This window comes from Christiangramia fulva (assembly GCF_003024155.1).
GTDB classification, from domain to species: domain Bacteria; phylum Bacteroidota; class Bacteroidia; order Flavobacteriales; family Flavobacteriaceae; genus Christiangramia; species Christiangramia fulva.
In genome coordinates this window covers 3,778,186-3,797,515 of record NZ_CP028136.1, presented here as the reverse complement: position 1 = coordinate 3,797,515, position 19,330 = coordinate 3,778,186, and the positions used below count along the sequence as shown (strand labels likewise).

At 39.9% G+C, this 19,330-nt stretch carries 24 protein-coding genes; 19 read left to right on the top strand and 5 right to left on the bottom strand.

The window, feature by feature from the left end:
• The first annotated feature begins 25 nt into the window (after positions 1 to 25).
• The 12 genes from C7S20_RS17090 (at position 26) to C7S20_RS17035 (ending at position 12,059) form a co-directional block, all read left to right on the top strand.
• Positions 26 to 1,180, top strand: coding sequence for a cysteine desulfurase family protein (locus tag C7S20_RS17090; RefSeq protein WP_107013603.1), 1,155 nt, complete (start codon positions 26 to 28; stop codon positions 1,178 to 1,180).
• Complete coding sequence (locus C7S20_RS17085) at positions 1,177 to 2,355, top strand: XdhC family protein (RefSeq protein WP_107013602.1); 1,179 nt, start codon at positions 1,177 to 1,179, stop codon at positions 2,353 to 2,355. The genes C7S20_RS17090 and C7S20_RS17085 overlap by 4 nt, the downstream gene beginning before the upstream one ends.
• A 42-nt stretch (positions 2,356 to 2,397) precedes the next feature.
• A complete protein-coding gene (locus C7S20_RS17080) occupies positions 2,398 to 3,003 on the top strand; it encodes a nucleotidyltransferase family protein (protein ID WP_107013601.1) in 606 nt (201 codons plus the stop codon).
• The gene (locus tag C7S20_RS17075) at positions 3,000 to 3,236 is read left to right on the top strand and encodes a MoaD/ThiS family protein (protein ID WP_107013600.1); all 237 of its coding nucleotides are present in this window, start codon (positions 3,000 to 3,002) and stop codon (positions 3,234 to 3,236) included. The genes C7S20_RS17080 and C7S20_RS17075 overlap by 4 nt, the downstream gene beginning before the upstream one ends.
• Positions 3,236 to 4,246: a HesA/MoeB/ThiF family protein gene (locus C7S20_RS17070; protein WP_107013599.1), complete on the top strand. Its 1,011-nt coding sequence runs from the start codon at positions 3,236 to 3,238 to the stop codon at positions 4,244 to 4,246. The genes C7S20_RS17075 and C7S20_RS17070 overlap by 1 nt, the downstream gene beginning before the upstream one ends.
• Positions 4,247 to 4,528: 282 nt before the next feature.
• On the top strand, positions 4,529 to 4,972 hold the full coding sequence (locus tag C7S20_RS17065) for a molybdenum cofactor biosynthesis protein MoaE (protein WP_107013598.1): 444 nt from the start codon (positions 4,529 to 4,531) through the stop codon (positions 4,970 to 4,972).
• Positions 4,973 to 5,869: a bifunctional molybdenum cofactor biosynthesis protein MoaC/MoaB gene (moaCB, locus tag C7S20_RS17060; RefSeq protein WP_107013597.1), complete on the top strand. Its 897-nt coding sequence runs from the start codon at positions 4,973 to 4,975 to the stop codon at positions 5,867 to 5,869.
• Positions 5,862 to 6,854, top strand: a complete 993-nt coding sequence (gene moaA / locus C7S20_RS17055) for a GTP 3',8-cyclase MoaA (protein WP_107014291.1) — start codon at positions 5,862 to 5,864, stop codon at positions 6,852 to 6,854. The genes moaCB and moaA overlap by 8 nt, the downstream gene beginning before the upstream one ends.
• Positions 6,854 to 8,020: a molybdopterin molybdotransferase MoeA gene (locus C7S20_RS17050; RefSeq protein WP_107013596.1), complete on the top strand. Its 1,167-nt coding sequence runs from the start codon at positions 6,854 to 6,856 to the stop codon at positions 8,018 to 8,020. The genes moaA and C7S20_RS17050 overlap by 1 nt, the downstream gene beginning before the upstream one ends.
• 1 nt (position 8,021) lies before the next feature.
• Positions 8,022 to 8,777 (top strand): sulfite exporter TauE/SafE family protein, encoded by a 756-nt coding sequence (locus C7S20_RS17045; protein WP_107013595.1) that lies wholly within the window; start codon positions 8,022 to 8,024, stop codon positions 8,775 to 8,777.
• A gap of 139 nt (positions 8,778 to 8,916) precedes the next feature.
• Positions 8,917 to 9,384, top strand: coding sequence for a pyridoxamine 5'-phosphate oxidase family protein (locus C7S20_RS17040; RefSeq protein ID WP_107013594.1), 468 nt, complete (start codon positions 8,917 to 8,919; stop codon positions 9,382 to 9,384).
• Positions 9,385 to 9,419: 35 nt separating this feature from the next.
• Positions 9,420 to 12,059, top strand: coding sequence for a cation-translocating P-type ATPase (locus C7S20_RS17035; RefSeq protein ID WP_107013593.1), 2,640 nt, complete (start codon positions 9,420 to 9,422; stop codon positions 12,057 to 12,059).
• A gap of 92 nt (positions 12,060 to 12,151) precedes the next feature.
• Here the strand turns inward: C7S20_RS17035 and C7S20_RS17030 are convergent, their stop codons facing one another.
• From C7S20_RS17030 to C7S20_RS17010, 5 genes are all read right to left on the bottom strand, one after another.
• Positions 12,152 to 12,589, bottom strand: coding sequence for a DoxX family protein (locus C7S20_RS17030; RefSeq protein ID WP_107014290.1), 438 nt, complete (start codon positions 12,587 to 12,589; stop codon positions 12,152 to 12,154).
• A 135-nt stretch (positions 12,590 to 12,724) separates the two neighbouring features.
• Entirely contained in the window at positions 12,725 to 13,297 is a 573-nt protein-coding gene (locus C7S20_RS17025) for a YceI family protein (RefSeq protein WP_107014289.1), read from the bottom strand.
• A gap of 174 nt (positions 13,298 to 13,471) precedes the next feature.
• Positions 13,472 to 14,164 carry a DsbA family oxidoreductase gene (locus C7S20_RS17020; RefSeq protein WP_107014288.1) on the bottom strand — a complete coding sequence of 231 codons (693 nt, stop codon included), beginning with the start codon at positions 14,162 to 14,164 and terminating at the stop codon, positions 13,472 to 13,474.
• Positions 14,165 to 14,168: 4 nt separating this feature from the next.
• The gene (locus C7S20_RS17015) at positions 14,169 to 14,648 is read right to left on the bottom strand and encodes a hypothetical protein (protein ID WP_107013592.1); all 480 of its coding nucleotides are present in this window, start codon (positions 14,646 to 14,648) and stop codon (positions 14,169 to 14,171) included.
• Between the two features lie 68 nt (positions 14,649 to 14,716).
• Positions 14,717 to 15,244, bottom strand: a complete 528-nt coding sequence (locus tag C7S20_RS17010; protein WP_107013591.1) for a YceI family protein — start codon at positions 15,242 to 15,244, stop codon at positions 14,717 to 14,719.
• A 367-nt stretch (positions 15,245 to 15,611) separates the two neighbouring features.
• On the opposite strand from C7S20_RS17010, the gene C7S20_RS17005 reads away from it, so the two are divergent.
• The 7 genes from C7S20_RS17005 (at position 15,612) to C7S20_RS16975 (ending at position 19,326) form a co-directional block, all read left to right on the top strand.
• Complete coding sequence (locus tag C7S20_RS17005) at positions 15,612 to 16,070, top strand: RrF2 family transcriptional regulator (RefSeq protein ID WP_227009039.1); 459 nt, start codon at positions 15,612 to 15,614, stop codon at positions 16,068 to 16,070.
• A gap of 102 nt (positions 16,071 to 16,172) precedes the next feature.
• Positions 16,173 to 16,808, top strand: a complete 636-nt coding sequence (locus C7S20_RS17000; protein WP_107013590.1) for a DUF6448 family protein — start codon at positions 16,173 to 16,175, stop codon at positions 16,806 to 16,808.
• An 11-nt stretch (positions 16,809 to 16,819) separates the two neighbouring features.
• Positions 16,820 to 17,257, top strand: a complete 438-nt coding sequence (locus C7S20_RS16995) for a carboxymuconolactone decarboxylase family protein (protein WP_107013589.1) — start codon at positions 16,820 to 16,822, stop codon at positions 17,255 to 17,257.
• 140 nt (positions 17,258 to 17,397) lie between these two features.
• Complete coding sequence (gene azu / locus C7S20_RS16990; RefSeq protein WP_193510776.1) at positions 17,398 to 17,877, top strand: azurin; 480 nt, start codon at positions 17,398 to 17,400, stop codon at positions 17,875 to 17,877.
• A 90-nt stretch (positions 17,878 to 17,967) separates the two neighbouring features.
• Positions 17,968 to 18,432, top strand: a complete 465-nt coding sequence (locus tag C7S20_RS16985) for a hemerythrin domain-containing protein (RefSeq protein ID WP_107013587.1) — start codon at positions 17,968 to 17,970, stop codon at positions 18,430 to 18,432.
• 17 nt (positions 18,433 to 18,449) lie between these two features.
• Entirely contained in the window at positions 18,450 to 18,884 is a 435-nt protein-coding gene (locus C7S20_RS16980) for a hemerythrin domain-containing protein (RefSeq protein ID WP_159039969.1), read from the top strand.
• Between the two features lie 94 nt (positions 18,885 to 18,978).
• Positions 18,979 to 19,326: a cupin domain-containing protein gene (locus C7S20_RS16975; RefSeq protein ID WP_107013585.1), complete on the top strand. Its 348-nt coding sequence runs from the start codon at positions 18,979 to 18,981 to the stop codon at positions 19,324 to 19,326.
• Positions 19,327 to 19,330: the final 4 nt, after the last annotated feature.

The window sequence follows — 19,330 nt, the reverse complement described above, 5'->3', positions numbered from 1 at the left end:
ATTTACAAATACATAACGCTTTTCAATGCCAGTAGAGAAGAAAATATATCTTGATTATAACGCGACCACACCGGTGGATAGCCGGGTGCTGGATGAGATTTTGCCTTACTTTACTGAAAAATTCGGAAATGCCAGTAGCGACCATGTGTTTGGCTGGGACGCCGAAGAGGCCGTGGAGACCTCAAGAGAAAGAATAGCGAACCTTCTCCAATGTAAACCGACAGAATTAACCTTTACTTCGGGTGCGACGGAAGCTGCAAATCTTGCTTTATTCGGTTTCTGTGAAAAAAATCGTTCTAAAGGGAGACACATTATCACCTGTAAAACCGAACACAAAGCTGTACTTGATACTGTAAAAGCTTTGCAAAAAAGAGGTTTTCAGGTCAGTTTTCTGAATGTGGATTCTGAAGGAAATATCGATTTGAATGAGCTGGAGAATTCTATTACTTCTGAAACTATTCTGGTTTGCCTGATGCTCGCCAATAACGAAACCGGACTTATCCATCCTTTGCGAAAAATTGAAAAAATAGTTCATTCTAAAGGCTCGAAGCTTATGAGCGACATTACTCAGGCAGTAGGAAAGATTCAGGTTGACATTGGTCAGCTGAATTTAGATCTCGCGGTTTTTTCTTCTCACAAAATCTACGGACCCAAAGGTGTTGGCGCTTTATATATCAATAAAAAAAATAAGGTGGAGATAGAACCTCAGGTATTCGGTGGCGGACAGGAAAAAGCATTGCGTCCCGGCACCCTGAATGTTCCGGGAATCGTGGGATTTGGTAAGGCATCGGAAATTGCTTTTTCTGAATTGGAAGAGCAATCGACCAGGTCAGAAGAATTGCGAATTAAACTTGAAGAACTACTTGGAAGTATTGAAGGTGCTCAAATCAATTCTAAAAATTCCCAACGGCTACCCAATACAGTGAATGTCACTTTTGAAAATATAGATGGTACTCAGCTTCTTAGAAGGCTTAATTCACTTGCTGTATCCCGGGGTTCTGCCTGTACTTCCAATACTGTTCAGCCTTCCCATGTTTTAAAAGCGATGGGTTTAAGCGATGAGCAGGCTTTGGCTTCACTGCGGATAAGTCTGGGGAGAAATACGAATTTTGCCGATATCAAATTCGCAGCTGACGAAATAAAAGCACAGGTAACTATGCTTAGAACAGCAAAAGTATGAGAGAACTCGATGCAATCATAACGGAATATGAACGCCTGAAAAAGAGCGGAACCGGCTGTGTTCTGGCCACGGTGGTTCATGTTGAAGGCTCTTCTTACCGACGTGCCGGCGCCAGGATGCTCATCGATGAATTCGGTAATATTACCGGCGCAATCAGCGGGGGCTGCCTGGAAGGTGATGCTTTGCGCAAAGCACTTCTTGCCCTGCATCAGCAAAAGAATAAGTTGATCACGTATGACACCAGTGATGAAGATGACGCGGTGATAGGTGCACAGTTAGGCTGTAACGGTATTATTCAGGTTTTGTTTGAACCTATTAATTATGATGATCATCTGAATCCTTGCGAGTTATTAAAGTTGATTATAACCAGAAACGAACCTGTAGCGGTTTTGATCCAGTTTAATTTGAATAAAACGAAAGTTCAGCCGGGAACAAGCCTTGTGATCAATAAGGATTTAGAGAAAACCGGAAAATATCCCGAAAAGGATATATTTAAAAAGATCCTGGAACATTCAGAAACCGTATTAAAAAACAATAATTCTGATTTTTTGGAATATGGCTTCGGGGAAGAAACCAGCCATGTTTTTATTCAGAACTATCAGCCACCGGTGAAACTCATAATTGTCGGCGCAGGGAATGATGCTCAGATCCTTGCACAACAGGCTGAATTACTTGGCTGGGATGTGATCGTGACCGATGGAAGGCCCACTCATGCCAATAAAGAGAGATTTACGAGTTCCTGCCAGGTGATCGTTTCAAAACCGGAGAAAACCCTGGAAAATATTGAAATCGATAACCGAAGTTGTTTTGTGCTGATGAGTCATAATTACAATTATGATCTGGCTGTTTTGAAGCTCCTTTTAGACAAAAATGAGATTCCGTATATCGGAATTCTTGGTCCGAAGAAAAAATACCAGCGAATGCTTGATGATCTTTCGGATGAAGGCTTTGAACTAAAAGAAGGGTTTTTGGATAAAATTCATGCTCCTGTTGGGCTAGAAATCGGCGCGGAAACGCCGGCAGAAATTGGGTTATCCATTTTAGCTGAAATTCAAATGGTTTTGACAGGGAAAAGTGCCAGATCCTTGCGTGATAAAGAAACGCCGATACATGAAAAGAAGAATAATCGCTTTCAAAAAGTATTAACGTATGATAGTAAGTTTACGAGATCCTGAGAGAAATTCAGGATAACGCGTTTTAAAAATTAAATATAGAGTTTGATCGAAAATAAAAAAATAGGAGTAGTGATCCTGGCGGCGGGAGCTTCCAGTCGGCTTGGTTATCCAAAACAACTGGTGGAGTTTGAAGGGAAAAAATTGCTTCAAAAAATGATCGATCTGGCCGATGATTTTTCTTTCGATTCCAAAGTGCTGGTTTTAGGAGCAAATGCGAATGAAATTAAAAAAGAGATCGACAGTAAAAATTTTAGTATAGCTATCAACGGAGAATGGAATCAGGGAATGTCCTCGAGTATTATAAAAGGAATAACCTCTTCCGAAGAACTTGAAAAACTGGATCATCTCCTTATCCTTCTTTCAGATCAGCCGTTTGTAAATCGCGAAAAAATCGAGCAGTTGATACGGCTTCAGATTGAAAATAAAAGTGAGGCAACTTTTTCTGAATATGAGGGAGACATTGGTGTTCCCGCGATTTTTTCCAGGTCGGTTTTTCAAAAATTGAAAGAGCTAAAGGGAGATCACGGTGCCAAAAAACTCATTTATAATGATAAAATAGAGTTTCAGACAATAAAATTTGAAAAAGGAAATTTTGATGTGGACACCAAAGAAGATGTGGAATTATTAAAGCAGTTGGAAAAGAAATGAAAGTGAAGGTAAAATATTTCGGAATGATCGCCGAGGCAGCAGGAAAGAGTGAAGAAGTGCTGGAGCTTGAAAATAAGCTTTCGGTTTCCGAATTAAAAAAAAGACAAATAGTAAACTATAAAATTCCAGATCCGGATGCTGTACAGATTGCAGTTAACCACGATTTGAAGACTGAAGTAGAATTAAAAGAAGGCGATGAGGTGGCATTTTTACCACCCTTTGCAGGAGGCTGATGAGATACGACCGACAAATTAAACTAGATGAGGTTGGGGTTTCCGGACAGGAGAAACTTCGTAATGCCAGCGTGCTAATTCTTGGCGTTGGCGGACTTGGTTGCCCCGCCGCGCAATACCTGGCAGGTGCTGGTGTAGGCAGAATAGGATTGATGGACCATGACAGGGTTTCTCTTTCTAACCTGCATCGACAAACCTTATTTAATGAAGGGGATATTGGAAAATCCAAGGCTGAGGTAGCTCAACAAAAGCTGCAGCGACTGAATTCAGAGATCTCACTGGAGGCTATTCCGGAGGCTTTGAGTATCGAAAATGCGCAGAAAATTTGTGGGGAATATGACCTAATTCTGGATGGAACCGACAATTTCGAGACCAAATACCTTATTAATGATGCCTGCATTCTTGCCGATAAACCCTGGGTGTATGCTTCTATCTATAAAAATGAAGGTCAGCTTTCGGTTTTTAATTATCAGAATGGGCCTTCTTATCGCTGTCTTTTTCCAAAGACCACACGGCAGAATATCAGCTGTGAAGCGACTGGAGTTCTTGGCGTGACACCCGGAATCCTCGGAACCATGCAGGCCACTGAAATTTTAAAAATCATTCTGGGTGCAGGAAATGTACTTTCAGGAAAATTAAAACTGATCCATGTCCTATCTGGGCAGGATCAACTTTTATCTATTTCAAAGAGAGAAGAGGAGATCGGGAAGATCAAAGACCACGGAATTATTCCGGTTCGTATAGAATGTAAAGTAAAGGATGAGAACAGGAAGTATCTGGACATCCGGGAAATCTTTGAGCAGCCGAAGATAAATTCAGAAAATGTTATTCAAATTCCCATGAGTGATCTTGATGAGCGTTTATGGGAAATTCCGAAGGAGGAAGAAATCCTGGTCTTCTGCCAGTCGGGTAAGAGAAGCCGTAAAGTCGTGGATTTATTAAAAGCAGAATATGGCTTCGAAAATTTAAAGAATGTTGAAGGAGGAATAGAAACAATTATTGATGAATGAAATTAAACTGTTATTTCCAGTCATGCTGAACTCAGAAGAACGTCATGCTGAACTTGTTCAGCATCTATTGAGATCGAAGGGAAAAACATTTATGATGAGACCCTGAGTCAAGCTCAGGGTGACGATAGAAATTAGCACGTCATGCTGAACTTAGAAGAACGTCATGCTGAACTTGATTCAGCATCTAATGAGATCGAAGAGAAAAACGTTAATTAATGAGACCCTGAGTCAAGCTCAGGGTGACGCTAAAAAAAAGACGATAATAAGAAAAGGTATTAATCGATGAATAAGAAAAAACCAAAAAAAGTATTCGTTCAGGGTGCGATTCCGCCGGAAAAGATCGCGAATTCCATTGGGAATCATCAATCTAAAACAAATATTGGTGCGCACAGCATTTTTCTGGGTCAGATTCGAGCCGATGAGATTGATGGCAAAACAGTAAGCGCGATAGACTATTCGGCTTATGAAGAAATGGCCGAAAATGTATTCCATGAGATCAGGGAAGCTACCTTTTCGAAATTTGATATTACCTGCGCCCATATTTATCATAGCCTTGGCAAAGTGAAAACCGGGGAAATTTGTCTTTTCGTGTTCACCTCTTCGGCGCATAGAAAAATAGCCATAGAGGCCTGCAATTATTTTGTAGAGGAAATTAAGGCGAATGTACCAATTTTCGGAAAAGAGATTTTCGAGGATGAAACTCATCAATGGAAAGTGAATAAATAGATGGTAGATATAACGCATAAGATAAAAACGCTACGGGAAGCTACCGCAATTGCTGTCGTACGAACTTCGAGAGAAGAAACAATAAAAGCGATTAGAGAAAATAAGGTTCCCAAAGGGAATGTTTTTGAAATGGCCAGGGCCGCCGGCTTGTTGGGCGTCAAGAAAACACCTGATCTACTTCCCGATTGTCATCCGCTGCCTATTGAATATTCTGAAATCGAGTATGAAATTCACGGACTTGAAATTACCATTTCGATGACCGTGAAGACCATCTATAAGACCGGTGTGGAGGTGGAAGCCATGCACGGCGCCAGTGTCGTTGCGCTTACGATGTACGATATGCTGAAACCAATCGATAAGAATGTGGAGATTGGGACAATTCGGCTTCTGAATAAAAAAGGTGGAAAATCATCTTTTAAGGTCAATTCTGAAGGATTGACTGCCAAAATTGTGGTTTGTTCAGATACTATTTCAAAAGGTGAGGGTGAAGATAAAGCCGGGAAGGCAATTGCTTCAAAATTGAAGGAATTCGGAATCAATTCAGATATTATCATTATTCCCGATGAACCCGAAGAAATTAAATCGGCTTTAAAAAATGCCAAAACCGATTTGGTCATTTTCACCGGTGGCACGGGAGTTGGCCCACGTGATGTAACTCCTCAAACCATAGAACCATTGCTGGATCTGAAACTAAAAGGCGTAGAGGAGCAAATGAGGAATTATGGGCAGCAGCGAATGCCCTACGCGATGTTGTCAAGATCTGTAGCCGGGATAATGGACGGAAAAGTGGTACTGGCATTGCCAGGTTCGACGAAAGGTGCCGCAGAGTGCATGGATGCGATATTTCCGCATGTATTGCACGTTTTTAAAGTGATAGATGGAAAAAGACATGATTGAAGAAAAGAAGCAAATAGTAGACAATTTTGGAAGAAAGCATACGTATCTCAGGATTTCCCTGACCGATAGGTGTAATCTTCGATGTTTCTATTGTATGCCGGAAGAAGGGATCGAGCTAATGGAAAAAGAAAATATCATGAGCCTGGAGGAAATCATAAAACTGGCCACAAAATTCCGGGATTTGGGGGTGGATACGATTCGATTAACCGGTGGGGAGCCTTTGGTGAGAAAAAATTTCGGTTACCTGGTGGAGGAACTGGCAAAACTCGGAGTGACTTTAAAGATCACCACGAACGGGATCATGCTCGATAAATATTTGGATCTTTTTCAGAAGATTGGTTTAAAAAAGATCAATCTGAGTCTTGATACCCTTAATAAGGCGAAATCTGTTTTCATCACCAAGCGTGACTATTTTGACCGGATCATGAAGAATCTTGAAAAGGCGCTGGAGATGGACATGCAGGTCAAGCTGAATATCGTTTTGATAAAAGGTGTCAATGATAATGAGATCAATGATTTTATAGAACTTACGCGCTATAAAAACCTAACCGTTAAATTCATCGAATTTATGCCTTTTAAGGGTAATAAATGGGACTGGAGTAAGGGTGTTTCAGAAAAGGAAATTCTAGATATAGTTTCAGAAAAGTTCGGGAATATTGAGGAATTAAAAAATCCGAAACACAGCACATCCAATAATTTTAAGGTAAAAGGACATGCCGGAAGTTTCGCAATTGTGAGCACCATTACCAATCCGTTTTGTTCTGAGTGCAATAGAATCAGGTTAACGGCCGACGGGAAAATGAAGAATTGCCTTTTTGCCAATTCTGAAACCGATCTTTTAACGCCGCTGCGCAATGGCGAAGAAATGGATCCAATTATCATAAATGCGATCAAAAGCAAGAAATATTCCCGGGACGGAATGGATGTGAAAATGGATCCCGAACATTACGAAAAGAACAGATCAATGATTTCAATAGGAGGCTAATGGTAAGCATCGAAGAAGCTTTAAAGATCATTTCAGAACAGCAGGTGGAACTAAAATCTGAATTCCGGCAGCTCCATGATTGTTTAGGATATTCCCTTTCCAAAGATATTATTGCGCCTTTTGATATGCCTGCTTTTGATAATTCAGCTATGGATGGTTACGCCTTATGCGGAATATTTTCTGAATATGACATCGTAGGGGAGGTCGCGGCAGGAGATATGAGCGAAATAAAACTGAAGGACGGGGAAGCTGTCAGGATCTTCACAGGCGCTAAAGTCCCGGAAAATACTACGGCTGTGATGATGCAGGAAAGAACCAGTGTGGAAGGAAGTAAGCTTTTTCTGGAACTGGAGCCTAAAGTAGCCCAGTATATTCGAAAAAAAGGCGGGGAGTTTGAAAAAGGACAGGTGGTTCTCGAAAGAGGTTACTCCATTACGCCAGCCGGAATAGGATTGATGGGAAGTCTCGGATTTAATAAAATAGAGGTTTTTAAAAATCCTTTAGTTAACCTGATCACCACCGGAAACGAACTGGTAGAACCCGGGAAACCTAAAAGGGAAGGACAGATCTATGAATCGAACAGTTACGCCCTGGAGACCGCCTGCGCACAGTTTGGGTTTAAGTGTGAAAACAAGAAACAGATTAAGGATGACTTTGAGGCGATTAAAGCTGGAAGTAAAGAATCCATTGAAAATGCTGATGTTTTGATACTTTCCGGTGGAATTTCGGTTGGAGATTATGATTTTGTAAAACAGGCACTGGAAGAAAATGGCGTGGAAGAACAATTTTATAAGGTTTTTCAAAAGCCGGGAAAACCGCTTTATTTTGGAAGAAAAGGCAATAAGTTCATATTCGCACTGCCCGGGAATCCTGCGTCTTCATTAAGTTGTTTTTACATTTATGTATTGCCGTTCCTTCAGAAATTCAGCGGCTCTAAAAAAATCGGACTTCCTAAATATTCATTTCCTGTAAAACATGATTTTGAAAACAGAGGGGATCGGCCTGCTTTCCTTAAAGCAAGAATTATCAATAGCGAGGTGGAAATTTTGGATGGACAGAGTTCGTCAATGATCCAATCTATGGCGGTTGGAAATGCCCTGGCTTTTGTTGATGCTGAAACTTCAGTTAAAAAAAAGGAAAAAATAGAATGCTATCTAATTTCATAATATGCCCATAGAATACCTGCCGTTCATTTTCTTCTTTATCGCCCTTTTCTACAGTTCGGTTGGTTTTGGAGGCGGCTCCAGTTACCTGGCAATTCTGAGCCTTGTCCTTACCGATTTTTACGAAATACGCTCCACGGCGCTAATTCTCAATATTTGTGTGGTGACCATTGGGACGATGGTTTTTATAAAAAACGGCGTTTTAAAACTAAAGTTGATATGGCCATTTTTTATTTTTAGTATTCCTATGGCCTACCTGGGTGCACAGATCAGGCTTTCACAAAAAGTTTTCTTTTTGATCCTGGGAAGTGCGCTGGTTCTTGCCGGGTTTTTTATGATCTTAAAATTTGTACAAAGCAAGCTGGAATCTCATGATTTTTCAAATCCTAAAAAGTTTTTATTAGGAGGAAGTATTGGTTTATTATCCGGGGTTTCGGGAATCGGAGGCGGAATTTTCCTGTCTCCCGTTTTAAATTTACTTAAGTGGAAAGATCCGCGAATCATAGCTTCCCTGGCTTCGGTCTTTATTCTGGTGAATTCGGTTGCCGGACTGGTTGGACTCAATGTCGCGGGGACCTTTCGGGTAGATGGTGAACTTATTTTCAAACTGATCATCGCTGTAGTACTGGGAGGAAGTCTGGGCTCTTACCTTTCCAATAAAAAATTCAACCTGAAATTTTTAGGAATTCTCACCGCTATTCTGGTTTTCTATGTGGGTCTGAGGTTGATATTATTAAATGGATTTGGAATTCATATTTAGTAGATAAAATAAGCTTTCCATAAATCGAAAATCTTCCCTTTAAATAACCAAAATAAATTATATAAAGTATGATAAGTGTCATTGGTTAAGGGCATGTTATACATTAATTTAACTCTGTTATTCTATTAATACTTCAGGTATGAAAACTTTAACCAGAGAAGAATGCCTCAATATTCTTAGCCACAATTATATTGGCCGAATTGCTTATACAGCGAAGGGAAATCCCGAGATCGTTCCCATTACCTATTATTTTGATCCGGCTCAGGAAGCAATCATCAGTTATTCCGGTGAAGGAAATAAGATTAATTGCATGCGTAAAAATCCTATAGTTTCCTTCCAGGTTGATGAAATTGAAACCCTGGTAAAATGGAAATCGGTTCTGGTAAAAGGTTCTTTTGAAGAATTAAGCAGGAGCGATGCCAAACATATGTTGCACAGTTTTTCGGAAGGAGTGAAAAAAATAATTTTGGATAAGAAAAATAAAAATCTCACCTATTTAAAAGAATTCTCAGCAAAAATGGATGCCCCGGATGAATCAATCATTTACCGGATCAAAATAAGTGATATCCAGGGAAGAAAAAGAGAGGACAATGAAATTTCCGAATAACTAAATCCATTTTTACCATCCTTAAGCCATGGAGTATGAAAATTCAAAATATCCAAGCTCCTTATGCTGCGACCATAGATGAGGTTGTAGAACAAATCCAATCTGATACAGATGAAGGGCTTGGCCAGGATGAGGTAATAGAGCGGCAATTAAAATTCGGAAAAAACATACTCCAAAAGCAGAAGAAAAAAAGCGTCTTTCTCATTTTTGTTAGCCAGTTCCTCGATCCTATAATTTACATTTTAACTGCGGCCATGTTCCTGGCTTTCATTTTCCAAAATTGGATCGAAGGCCTGGCGGTACTTTTTGTCATTGTCATGACAGCTCTTATAGGTTTTTTTATGGAGTTACAGGCAGTAAGATCGGTAGAGGCACTTCAGAAACTTTCGCCTGCCATGTGCAGGGTTTTACGGGATTCAGGCATTCAAAAAATTAAATCAAGTCTATTAGTCCCTGGGGATATCATTCTTTTTGAAGCCGGAGATGTGATTCCGGCTGATGGGAGAATAATTAAATCGAACAGCCTGGCGATCAAAGAATCGGCTTTGACCGGTGAAAGTGACCAAATTGATAAGACTGCAGAGGTTTTACAAAATGGAATTTCCCTGCCGGAACAAAAAAATATGGTTTTTAGTGGAACCATTGTCTCCCGGGGTAACGGAAGGGCTATAGTTACAGCTACTGGCAATCATACCAAAATAGGTGAGATCACAAAACTTTCGCAGGAAGCCGAAAAATCTCGATCACCATTAGAAAAAAAATTAAGGAAACTTAGCAGGAAACTTATCTGGCTCACCATTATTCTCGCTGCAATTACTGCTCTTAGCGGATATCTGCAGGGAAAAGATCTTGTATTTATGATCAAAACCGGCATTGCCCTTGCCGTGGCCGCTATTCCCGAAGGTTTACCAATCGTTTCAACCATTGCCCTTGCAAGAGGTATGCTCAGACTATCCAGGGAAAATGTGATCATAAAGAATTTAGAGTCGGTTGAAACCCTTGGGGAAGTTGGGATCATTTGCACCGATAAAACCGGAACGCTTACCGAAAACAAAATGAGGGTCGACAGCATTATCCTTCAGGAAGAAAAGATCAAAAATTCCAGTATTGCCAGGGATGGTTTGGCATGTAGTAAGGCAGTTAAAGATCAGATTTTAAAGATTGCGGCCCTTTGTAATAATGTGGGTTTAGATGAGCATAATTCTGGTGATTCTTTAGAAGCAGCACTTATTGAATTTATAAAGGAACAGAAAGGAAATGTAAAGGAGTTAAGAAACAATTTTCCACGTGTTAAAGAAATTCCTTTTGAAACTGAACGCAAGCGGATGATCACCATAAATGAGGAAAATGAAAAATATCTTTTTTGCGTAAAAGGGGCTATGGAAGCCGTGGTGCCACATTGCAACAGGGTTCAACAGGGAAACAGGATCGTTCCTTTACCGAATAAGAAAACCTGGATGGAAATGGGGGAGCAGATGGCTTCTGAAGGTTTACGCACGCTGGTTTTTGCTTACCGAAATGATAAAATAAAAAGAACGGATGTCGGTGATGACCTGGTGCTTTTGGGTATCCTCGGCTTTGAAGATCCTCCCAGGAAGGATATTTTTAAAGCCATCCAGACCTACCGAAATGCAGGAGTAAAAGTAGTAATGATCACCGGCGATCATCCCAAGACGGCGCAAAAAATAGGACAGGAAATAGGTTTGTTAACGCCTGAAACCACTTCAGAAAATATAGTGACTGGTACTGATCTGCCAGATTTGGAAAACTGCAGTAAGGAAGAAAAAAGCAGGTTTTTAAAGGCCGATATCTACGCCCGAATGATTCCCGAACAAAAGTTGCAACTTGTAAAATTTTATCAGGGAAATAATTACGTGGTAGGTATGCTTGGTGATGGGGTCAATGATACTCCCGCCTTAAAAAAAGCCGATATTGGTATCGCCATGGGGATAAGAGGTACTGAAGCCGCCAAAGAGGTTGCCGATGTGATACTCATGGACGACAAATTCACTTCTACTGAACTTGCTATCAGGCAGGGCAGGGATATTTTTGATAATATTCGGCATTTTGTGATATTCTTGTTGTCCTGCAATTTGGCAGAGATCATCACAGTGGCTATTGCCGCTGTCTCAAATTTACCGCTACCACTGCAGCCATTACAAATACTTTTTCTAAATCTGGTAACCGATGTTTTTCCTGCTTTGGCACTGGGAATGGGAAAAGGCAATAAAAATGTTATGAAACAACCACCGCGTCCTTCAGATGAAGCTATAATTACTCCAGAATTATGGCGTTCCATTGCAATGTACAGTTTTTCTATTATAGCTTCAGTAATTGGTATTAGCGTTTATGCGGCTTTTTATCAGGATTATAGTAATGCGATAATTAATAACATGGCTTTTTATACCTTAATCTTAGGACAACTTTTAAATGTTTTTAACCTGCCGGAACGGAAAACATCGTTTATTAAGAACAAAGTGACACGAAACCTGTGGGTATGGGGCGCCATTCTAATATCTTTGCTCATTATGGTACTGGCTTATTGGATCCCTTTTTTAAATACCATGCTTTCTCTTATTCCATTAAGTGTTAACCAAATTTTGGCAGTGATCATTTTTGGAATCTCTTCCGTCATTCTTACACAAATAATAAAAAGGGCAGGAGGAATTATTTAAGCTTCAGATTACCTGCATTATGGGAAAGGATAAAACCAAAAAAGTCCCGCGCTTGAGCCGCAGGACTTTTTTTTATTCAGATTTGAGCTAGCTTAACTTTCAGTTGTTACCGGGCGTTGTACGGATCGAAGCATCTGATCAACTGAATATCTTCCGCTGCCCAGGATCAGCAAAGGCAGGTAAAGGAAGAGATAAAGCAATCCTAATTCCTGGTTTGCAAAGGGATCACTGAGGTGGATCATAAATACCGCTATTAACATGGTGATAATGGGAGGAATTACGGCTAATCTGGTTGCCAGTCCTAACAGGATCAATATGGAACAGAAAAATTCAGCAAAGACTGCAAGGCCAAGCGAAAAAGCAGGGCTTAATCCCATTACGCCCGGAAACTGGATTTCACCGCCAGCCAAAAGGCTTTGCAGTTTTGGAATTCCGTGGGTAAGCATTAAAGTTGCTACCGCTACTCTTATGATCAATAATGCACCGTCAACCTGTGAGGGTGAAAAGTCAATTTTAAATATTTTATTCATATTATTTATTTTAACCAATTTTTACTGAAGTCATTGTTAAAGACCCGGCTACTGCTGAATTTTAAAGAGAGGAAGCCGGTAGGGTGATCCAAATCTCTGAAGCTTTGAGATCTTCAGCTCCCTCCTGAAAAAGATCTATTGTTTCTTGAACTCGGTATCGATATCAAGCAATATGTTGTCGCTCAGTACAGCTTCAGGAAAACCTGACCCTAAATTGTAATCAGATCTTTTTACATTTCCTGAAATGGCAAAACCCGAACTGATCTGACCGTTTTGAGGATTTTTCACCTGACCGCGGTACCATACTTCGAGAGTTACCGGTTTGGTAATTCCGTGGAAAGTAAGGTCTCCAGTAACGGCATATTTATTGTCATCAATTTTTTTAGAAGAGGTGCTCTTAAAAGTCATTTTTGGATACTTTTCTGCGTCAAAGAAATCGGCACTTCTTAAGTGGTTATCACGCATTTCTACTCCAGTATTAATAGAAGGAACATCAATGACCATTTCATATTGAGCGTCGCTAAAATCATCTTTAGTTGCTGTAATACTGCCATCGAATTTGTCAAATTTTCCTTCCACTTCAGAAATTCCCATATGGGTTACTCCAAAAGATATCTGTGTATGTGCCGGGTCGGCTTTCCAGCTGGTTTGTGCAAAGATGGGGACGCTAAAAAACGCAATTGTTAATAAAGTAAATACTTGTTTCATTTTATTCATTTTTAAAGTAAAGTTTAATTTATCTGTTTTTTTTAAGAAGCGCAGCGGTCTTTTCTCTATTTTCATAAAGCGTAGCGCTCTTTTTTTTTCAAGGATTTTTTTTCTAAAACTTCTGGACCTACAAATCCCGTAGTGTCTAAAATTGCAGTTTTATTTTACTCTTTTCTAATCACAGGTTCCATCCGTAGAACAGGAATCACCTTCGGATATCTTTAATTCCGGATTTCTTTCTTCCCAAACTTTTTCAAGGGTCTGTAAGAATGCTTCGGTGGGCTGGGCTCCGGAGATGGCATATTTATCTTCAAATACAAAAAAAGGAACTCCTCTCACGCCAATATTCCGGGCTTCCATTTCATCCTGTTTCACCTCGTAAGCGAAAGCATCAGATTTTAAAGTATCACGTACTTCTTCAGTCTCCATTCCTATAGATTCGGCTAGCTGTACAAGAACTTCGATATCATCAATATTCTTTGCTTCTTCAAAATGAGCTTTAAAAAGGACTTCTTCGATCTCATTTCCCAAATCTTTGGTTTTGGCAAGTTGAATGAGTCGATGTGCCATAAACGAATTAGCCAGGATCCCTTTTTCGATATTCAGGTTTATTCCTGCTTCTTTCGCCATGTTTGCAGCTCCGCTAAACATTTGTCGTGCCTGTTCTTCACTTACACCTTTGGTCTTTACAAAATACTCAAGAGTGCTGGAGCTTGCATCTGTTTTCAGCGAGGGATCTAACTGAAAGCTTTTCCAGATGATCTCTACCTCATCTCGCTGCGGAAACTTTTCAAGCGCTGCCTCCAATTTTTTCTTTCCTATATAACAGAAAGGACATCTTACATCTGACCAGATCTTTACCTGCATAATTTTATTCTTTAATTTGATAGTCTGAATTTTCAAAAAACTGACGAATCTCTGACTTAGCTTCGGCATCTTTACCGCAAAGAGAAATTTCTTGTGTCTTTTCCTTCAGGCCAATTTCTATTACCCGTGAATTAGGAAGCAGTTGCTTAAGGTCGACCTGTTTTGTGGCTTCAGGATCTTCTGAAATTACCCAGACAGGTTTTTGAGTAGCAACCTCTTTTATTTTTTCAATGAGTTCTACCGAAGGCTGTTCTGGTTTCAGAACCACGATCCTATCGGCTTCCCAGCATCCTTCTTTTTCACAACTGGTGAAATCGATCTCGGCATTAAGCTCTAAGGGTTTTAATACTTCAATAAGACCTTTTTTGTTGTCTTCATCTTTCGCAACAAAGAGCAACCGGAGCTTAGGCTTATCCAGAACCTTTAATAGTTCAGGGGATATTTTCCAGCTCTCTGCCAAAATTGCTATTGTTTTCGTCGCCATCAGTTTTGTTATTTTTTTCAGCAGTTCCCCGGAAGGTGACTATTTCACCTTCCGCTGCTGCTAATGATTTATGCCTGTTTTATGAACTGAACCTCTACGTTTATTCTTACCTGGTCGCTCACTACCACGCTACCTGCCTCGGTAACAGCATTCCATTTTAATCCGAAATCTTTTCGGCTGATCTTTCCGCTTACTGTCAATCCTGCTTTTGTCTGACCGTAAGGATCTTCTACTACTCCTCCAAAATCAACATCAAGAGTGACAGGTTTGGTCGTGTTCCTTATAGTTAATTCACCCTGGATTTCATCTGAATCCACATCAAAACTTTCAGCTTTAAAGACCAGTTGAGGGTGTTCTTCTGCTGCAAAGAAATCGTCAGATTTCAGGTGTTCATCACGATCTTTGTTGTTAGTATCTATAGATTTTACGTCGGCTTTAAATTCAATATTCTTTACCTTTTTAAAATCCTCGCCTTCGCTTTCAACCTCGCCTTCAAAAACTTTAAATTTTCCGGTTACGGTAGAGATCATTAAATGTTTTACTTTAAAAGTTACTTCACTGTGTGAAGGATCGATATTCCATTTTGTAGCTGCCATAATTTTCGGTTTTTAGATTACTAATTTATTTATAGTGCAAATTTAAGGGGATACCCCTCTTAAGAACAATGACCTATGATAAGAAATGGGTGTGATCTATGTCACATATTTTTACTAAAGAGATGTTAATTCAGGGAAAGGGGGGTAGGTATGATCACAGAATAGATTTTTTCGATATAAAATTAAAGCCGGACCACAAAATAAGGGGTTCTATTAAGGATACTATTGCTTTTTCTACCTCCGGATTGCTTTACCGGATCTTTCAATAGCTAAAATAAATCTTAATTGATTAAGAGTATGGTACTAAAATCAAGGGTAGGCTCAAATATAAAAGATAAAAAGGTCTTTTATAAAATTATTTGTATTTTTGACTTTATTAAAACCCAACAAAGTGATCTCAAAATCCTGTAAATATGCAATTCGAGCAGCGATCTTTTTAGCGTCCCGTGCCGGAGAGGATGTTAAATTTGGAGTAAAGGAAGTTGCCGAAGAAATTGAAGCACCCAGTGCCTTTACCGCAAAGATCCTGCGAAACCTCAACAAATATAAGATCGTAACTTCTCTCAAGGGGCCTTACGGTGGCTTTTACTGTGAGAACTATCAGCTGCAATTACCCGTAATTGAGATAGTGAATGCAATAGATGGCCTGGCTGTATTCAAAGAATGTGTAATGGGGCTCCACCAATGTTCAGATGAACATCCGTGCCCTATGCATCATACTTATGCAAAAACACGTAACGATTTCTTCAAATCTTTTGAGGAGACCACTATAGGAAGCCTGGCATCAGACCTCTCCAAAGGAGCTGTATATCTAAAGAATCCTTAAGATGATGAGATTAAAACACCTAATTTTAATTTTAAAAAGGATAAACTTGTCCTTTATAGAATTTATGTTTAACTTTGAAGTGAATTTAAAAATCAGAAACTCATGAAAAATTCAGCAAAACCAAGGTCAGGAAACAGCAAGAATCTTGTTCTTCAACTTTTTCTTCTTCTTGCCTTTTTAACCGGGCCTTTAACTTTCGCTCATTGTGATTCTTATGACGGGCCGGTGATAAAGGATGCCTATGCAGCGCTAAAAGCGGAAAAAGTAGCACCCGTTCTAAAGTGGATCGAGCCAAAATATGAGGACGAAATCACTATTCTGTTTAAGAAAACGCTCCAATATAAAGAAAAGGATCCCCAGGTCTATGACCTTCTGAAAATGCACTTTTTTGAAACCCTTGTACGTCTTCACAGGGAGGGAGAAGGGGAGCCCTATACAGGTTTGAAACCTGCAGGCAATATTTCTCCAGTAATTCAAAAGTCTGATGCGGCAATGGAAGCCGGTACAGTTGAACTTCTTTTGAAGGATCTCAATAGCCGCACAGGAAATCTTTTAAAGGAAAAATATGAGCGGCTCCTTGAATTAAAAGCTCATAAAGAGGAATCTACAGCCCAGGGCAGAGCCTTTGTCGCGGCTTATGTAGATTATACTCATACGGTGAAAGCCATATATGATCTACTGGCGGAAGCTTCAGATGGACATCATGTTCCTGCAATTGAAAAAATTCACAAGAATTAATCAACACAGATATGGAAACTAAAAATTATTCAAAATTGGTATTATGCGCTATTAAAGGAATCCAGGAAATGGAAGAATGTGCAATACACAATGGAGTGGAGCAGCAACTTTTGGAGCTGGTAAAACTAAGAGCTTTTCAAATTAATAGTTGTACTTCCTGCGAATCATTGCAAATGGACGATTCCCGGGAACGGGGAGAAGATATGTCGCGGCTTGAAATTCTTTCAGATTGGAAAGAAAGCGATCATTTCAGCGAAAGGGAGAAAGCAGCTCTCACCTGGACCGAGGCACTTATGTATTCGCCTGTCAAAGTAGATATAGATCAAATCCTCGAGGAAATAGGAGCTCATTTTACAGAACAGGAACTTATCTCCATAACTGTAACCGTAAATGCCGTGAACAATTGGAACAATCTTTCGCTGGTCATTAAAGCCGCCTACGGAAATTAAGACCAGGGGTGTAGTTTTAAAAATGTCAATCATAAAGTTGTAAAAAAATTAAGCTGCTTCTGGGCAGCTATAAAAGTCCAGAAAAACTTAAATATTCACCTTCCGGAAGTAAAATGAAAACTTCGGAAAAAATTAAAAAAATGAATACATACCTAATTTCAGTTTCAGCAGCACTTGTCATGCTCTTTACCGGAAACAATTCAGCAGTCATTTCAGAAAAAGAAAACCCAGTAAAAATTGAAGAAAGCAAAGCGGTTCGTACTATTGTGATCAATGCCAATGATCAAATGCGATTTGACACCAGTGAAATTAAAGTCAAAGCAGGAGACCGCGTCAGGCTTACCCTGAACCATACGGGGAAATTAGCCAAAAATGTGATGGGCCATAATTTCGTGTTGCTTACCCAGGGCACCGATGTTGCAAAATTTGCGCAAGCCGCTATGAGTGAAAAAGACAATGATTATATTCCTTCAACGGGATTTATTGCTCATACAAAAATTGTTGGGGGCGGGGAATCTACAAGCATAGAATTTAACGCGCCAAAGAAGGGAACCTACGACTTTCTTTGTAGCTTTCCCGGGCATTATGCCATGATGAAAGGTAAATTCATTGTAGAATAAGGGTTTTTTAGAATTAAGGCGCCCGACACTTGCTTTGGCGGGCGCAATTTTGAGGATAATCAGCTTGAAAGAGAAAAACGAAAGAATATTATGGATAAAAAAAAGCCAATAAAACGAGATCCAAATCTGCAGCCTCTTAGCAGGGACCACCATCATACCTTGTTGCTTTGTTGGAAGATAAGAAAGGGGTTTTCAAAAAACATCGAGGTCGGAAGGATCAAAGCCTATACAGACTGGTTCTTTGAAAACCACGTGCTTCCACATTTTAAGATTGAGGAAAAATACCTTTTTCCGGTGCTGGGTGAGGAGGATGCGATGGTCAAAAAAGCACTTGCAGAACATCGTCGGCTGAAAAGGCTTTTCAGGGAAGAAAAGGACGTGGAGAAATCACTTAACCTTATTGAGGAGGAGCTGGATCAACACGTGCGATTTGAGGAACGGGAGCTGTTTGGAAGGATACAGGCAGCCGCGACCGCTGAGCAACTGGCTTTTATAAAGCAGCACCATACAGAGGCGCAATTCGAGGAAAATACCAGGGATGAATTCTGGAATTAATCAAAAGTAATATTTCAATGACGGCAAAACTATTAACGCGGTTTAATGATGACCACGAGAGACTTAGAGAAATGTGCCTTCATATTAGGCAGGGATTGAGCACGGGAATTGCTACCAAAAGGATCAGGCACTACGTGGATTGGGCAAGTAAAAAATTCCTAATTCCTCACATTCAGAAAGAGGAAGAATTCTTAACCCACCAGGATAAAAATACGCGCATAAAAAGAGCTATGGCGAATCACAGGAGGATTCTTCGGCTTTTGACCTGCAGTTGTGAAGACATTAAAGTCCTCAATCTTTTGGAAGAGGAACTGGAAGTGCATATCAATTTCGAGGAAAAAATTGTTTACAAAGAAATTGAAGAAAATTCCACTTCCACAAAAAATACTTCCCATTACGTGAGTACGGAAGAAAATTCCTGTAAATGGAAAGATCCATTTTGGGAAAGCTGAAAAAAAACCATTTTTCAGAAGGAAATTTTAACCCATAAATGATTTTGATCCTCCTTAAACGATGCAGGATAACAAACTTTAAAATAAAAATATTATGAAAACAGCTTCATTATTAGACAATCTCAGTTTTGATGACAAAAAGCCTGCAGTACAGGTACTAATGGATACCGATAGCAGCAAGGAGATCCGCATAGCGATGAAAAAAGGTCAGCAAATGAAAGAACATAAAACACCTTATCCCATTGTGGTGGAACTTTTTGAAGGCATGATTACTTTTGGCGTAAATGGCGAATTGTACGAAATAAAAAAAGGGGATATGCTGACTCTTGAAGGCAATGTACCTCATGATCTGCGAGCTGAAGAGAACAGCATCATACGTTTGTCCCTTTCTAAACAAGATACCGCTGAGCGTGTAGAAGGAGTTGCCCGGGATTCTCAGTAAAAAT

Coding starts and splice junctions, on each gene's coding strand:
- C7S20_RS17090 (WP_107013603.1), top strand. CDS start 26: ATGCCAGTAGAGAAGAAAATATATCTTGATTATAACGCGACCACACCG.
- C7S20_RS17085 (WP_107013602.1), top strand. CDS start 1,177: ATGAGAGAACTCGATGCAATCATAACGGAATATGAACGCCTGAAAAAG.
- C7S20_RS17075 (WP_107013600.1), top strand. CDS start 3,000: ATGAAAGTGAAGGTAAAATATTTCGGAATGATCGCCGAGGCAGCAGGA.
- C7S20_RS17070 (WP_107013599.1), top strand. CDS start 3,236: ATGAGATACGACCGACAAATTAAACTAGATGAGGTTGGGGTTTCCGGA.
- C7S20_RS17065 (WP_107013598.1), top strand. CDS start 4,529: ATGAATAAGAAAAAACCAAAAAAAGTATTCGTTCAGGGTGCGATTCCG.
- moaCB (WP_107013597.1), top strand. CDS start 4,973: ATGGTAGATATAACGCATAAGATAAAAACGCTACGGGAAGCTACCGCA.
- moaA (WP_107014291.1), top strand. CDS start 5,862: ATGATTGAAGAAAAGAAGCAAATAGTAGACAATTTTGGAAGAAAGCAT.
- C7S20_RS17050 (WP_107013596.1), top strand. CDS start 6,854: ATGGTAAGCATCGAAGAAGCTTTAAAGATCATTTCAGAACAGCAGGTG.
- C7S20_RS17045 (WP_107013595.1), top strand. CDS start 8,022: ATGCCCATAGAATACCTGCCGTTCATTTTCTTCTTTATCGCCCTTTTC.
- C7S20_RS17040 (WP_107013594.1), top strand. CDS start 8,917: ATGAAAACTTTAACCAGAGAAGAATGCCTCAATATTCTTAGCCACAAT.
- C7S20_RS17035 (WP_107013593.1), top strand. CDS start 9,420: ATGAAAATTCAAAATATCCAAGCTCCTTATGCTGCGACCATAGATGAG.
- C7S20_RS17030 (WP_107014290.1), bottom strand. CDS start 12,589: ATGAATAAAATATTTAAAATTGACTTTTCACCCTCACAGGTTGACGGT.
- C7S20_RS17025 (WP_107014289.1), bottom strand. CDS start 13,297: ATGAAACAAGTATTTACTTTATTAACAATTGCGTTTTTTAGCGTCCCC.
- C7S20_RS17020 (WP_107014288.1), bottom strand. CDS start 14,164: ATGCAGGTAAAGATCTGGTCAGATGTAAGATGTCCTTTCTGTTATATA.
- C7S20_RS17015 (WP_107013592.1), bottom strand. CDS start 14,648: ATGGCGACGAAAACAATAGCAATTTTGGCAGAGAGCTGGAAAATATCC.
- C7S20_RS17010 (WP_107013591.1), bottom strand. CDS start 15,244: ATGGCAGCTACAAAATGGAATATCGATCCTTCACACAGTGAAGTAACT.
- C7S20_RS17000 (WP_107013590.1), top strand. CDS start 16,173: ATGAAAAATTCAGCAAAACCAAGGTCAGGAAACAGCAAGAATCTTGTT.
- C7S20_RS16995 (WP_107013589.1), top strand. CDS start 16,820: ATGGAAACTAAAAATTATTCAAAATTGGTATTATGCGCTATTAAAGGA.
- azu (WP_193510776.1), top strand. CDS start 17,398: ATGAATACATACCTAATTTCAGTTTCAGCAGCACTTGTCATGCTCTTT.
- C7S20_RS16985 (WP_107013587.1), top strand. CDS start 17,968: ATGGATAAAAAAAAGCCAATAAAACGAGATCCAAATCTGCAGCCTCTT.
- C7S20_RS16980 (WP_159039969.1), top strand. CDS start 18,450: ATGACGGCAAAACTATTAACGCGGTTTAATGATGACCACGAGAGACTT.
- C7S20_RS16975 (WP_107013585.1), top strand. CDS start 18,979: ATGAAAACAGCTTCATTATTAGACAATCTCAGTTTTGATGACAAAAAG.